The sequence below is a fragment of the Actinomadura sp. HBU206391 genome (assembly GCF_014323665.1).
GTDB lineage: Bacteria > Actinomycetota > Actinomycetes > Streptosporangiales > Streptosporangiaceae > Actinomadura_C.
On sequence record NZ_JABVEB010000489.1, the window covers coordinates 1 to 2273 of the forward strand.

Here is a 2273-nt window from a genome sequence, read left to right on the forward strand (position 1 = left end):
ACGTGCCTCGTCTCGGTGCGGGCGGATCACGACGTCGTCGTCGGCGTCCGACTCCACCAACTGATCGAGCGTAGTGCCCAGTGCCCGGGCGATCGGCGCCAGCTGGTCGAGGGCGATCCGCCGGTGGCCGGTCTCGATCCGGCTCAGCGTGGACGGACTCAGGTAACAACGGACCGCCAACTCGTCCAGCGACCAGCCGCGTGCCACCCGCAGCCCCCGGATCCGCTGCCGGACGAGGGAGTCCAGCTCGCCGTCTTGCTTCATACGCAAGATGCTATGCCATATACGCAAGGCGGGGGTAGCGTCGACGGCATGGCACATTCACATCTGGCCGAGCTGCTCGACCTCGACGCCGACGTCCTGCACGAGTATCACCGCGACGTGATCACCTGGGTCGGCTCAGTGACCCCCGCCCGGCCGCGCATCATCGACCTGGGCGCGGGCACCGGTACCGGCGCCCTTGCGCTGGCCCGGCAGCTGCCGGACGCTGAGGTGGTCGCGATCGACGTTTCCGAGCCGATGCTCGAGCACCTCCGGCACAAGGCCGGCGCGCTCGGCGTCGCCGACCGGATCCACACCGTCCAGGCCGACCTGGACCAGCCCTGGCCACCCCTCGGCCCCGCCGACCTGGTGTGGGCGTCCGCCTCGCTGCACCACATGGCCGACCCCGGCCGCGCACTCACACGGGCGCTCGCGACGCTCCGCCCGGGCGGCGTGCTCGCGGTCACCGAACTGGACTCGTTCCCCCGATTCCTCCCCGGCAAGGCCGGCGCGGCTCTGGAGGATCGCTGCCATGACGCCCTGGCCGAAATCCGGGCCGAGGCGGGGCTGCACATGGGCGAGGACTGGGGCGCCCTCCTGACCAAGGCCGGTTTCACCGTCGAGGCGGAACGACACTTCGACATCGCACTGCAACCACCGTTCCCCGCCGCCACCGGCCGCTATGCCCAGCTCTCCTTCCAGCGTATGCGGCACGGTCTCGACGGCCGCATCGACACAGGCGATCTCGCCGCCCTTGACGCACTCGCAGCCGGCGCACTCGGCCGCGACGACCTCACGGTCCGGGCCACTCGGACGGTCTGGCTGGCCCGGCGCCCAGAAGAGAGCCAAGTCCCCCAGTGACCTGTTCGTCGATGCGACCACCCGCGAGCGCCTCGGCGGGCTGCGGGCCGGAAGCATGTCCGATTCGTACAAGCCTCGGTTGGGTCTGCCTGGATACGTTGACCTGCATGAACGCAAGCACCGGCCCGGTTTTCCAGCCGGGTCAGCCGGGATATGACAACGAGCGGCTGGGACTGAACCGCGCAGCGGAATCACGGCCGGCGTACGTGGTGGGAGCGGCCGACGACCAGGATGTGGTGGCCGCGGTAAGGCTGGCGGCGGAGCAGAAGCGGGCTGTGGGAGTGCTGGCCACCGGTCACGGCCCGGCCGCACTCGCCGATGACGCCGTGCTGGTCAACACGCGTCGGATGGACCGCGTCGGCGTCGATGTGGCTCGCGCGACGGCGTGGATCGAGGCCGGGGCTCGCTGGCGCCAGGTGCTGGAGCACACCACCCCGCACGGGCTGGCCCCGTTGAACGGCTCGAGCCCCAGCGTGGGCGCGGTCGGGTACCTGGTGGGCGGCGGCGCGGGGCTGCTGGGCCGTCGCTTCGGCTTCGCCGCCGATCACGTACGGCGGCTGCGGCTGGTCACCGCCGACGGCCGGTTGCGCGAGGTGACGGCCGAGGCCGACCCCGACCTGTTCTGGGCGGTACGTGGCGGCAAGGACAACTTCGGCCTGGTCGTGGGCATGGAAGTCGACCTGTTCCCGGTCTCGCGGCTGTACGGGGGCGGGCTGTACTTTCCGGGTGAAGCGACCGCCGAGGTGCTGCACTCCTACGCGGCCTGGACTCGGGACCTCCCCGAGGAGATGGCTTCCTCGGTGCTGCTGGCCCAAAACCCCGACCTACCCGACGTACCTGAGCCGCTGCGCGGCCGATTCATCACCCACCTCCGCTTCGCCTACAGCGGCGACGCGGCAGACGGTGAGCGCTTGGTGCGGCCACTGCGCGACCTCGGCCCGGCCCTCCTGGACACCGTGCGGGACATGCCCTACGCCGAGGTCGGCACGATTCACCATGAGCCCACCGCCATGCCGTATCTCGCCTACGACCGCAACCTGCTGCTGGCCGAGCTGACCGGCGACGCCGTCGACACGATCGTTGCCCTGGCCGGACCGGGCGCGGGGGCACCGTTCGTCACCGAACTGCGGCATTTCGGCGGCGCCTACGCC

General features: G+C 71.0%; 3 protein-coding genes. 2 read left to right on the forward strand and 1 reads right to left on the reverse strand.

The genetic code is table 11. The features are described 5' to 3' along the window. Positions 1-264: helix-turn-helix domain-containing protein (locus HKK72_RS38695; RefSeq protein ID WP_187239343.1), on the reverse strand; the 264-nt coding region annotated here is incomplete at its 3' end. A 48-nt stretch (positions 265-312) separates the two neighbouring features. On the opposite strand from HKK72_RS38695, the gene HKK72_RS38700 reads away from it, so the two are divergent. Continuing rightward, the gene (locus HKK72_RS38700; RefSeq protein ID WP_222721680.1) at positions 313-1122 is read left to right on the forward strand and encodes a class I SAM-dependent methyltransferase; all 810 of its coding nucleotides are present in this window, start codon (positions 313-315) and stop codon (positions 1120-1122) included. Between the two features lie 107 nt (positions 1123-1229). Continuing rightward, on the forward strand, positions 1230-2273 hold a 1044-nt coding region (locus HKK72_RS38705; protein ID WP_187239345.1), incomplete at its 3' end, for an FAD-binding oxidoreductase.

What these genes read in the sequence shown, in the direction of transcription:
- HKK72_RS38700 (WP_222721680.1), top strand. Translation starts at nt 313, where the DNA reads ATGGCACATTCACATCTGGCCGAGCTGCTCGACCTCGACGCCGACGTC.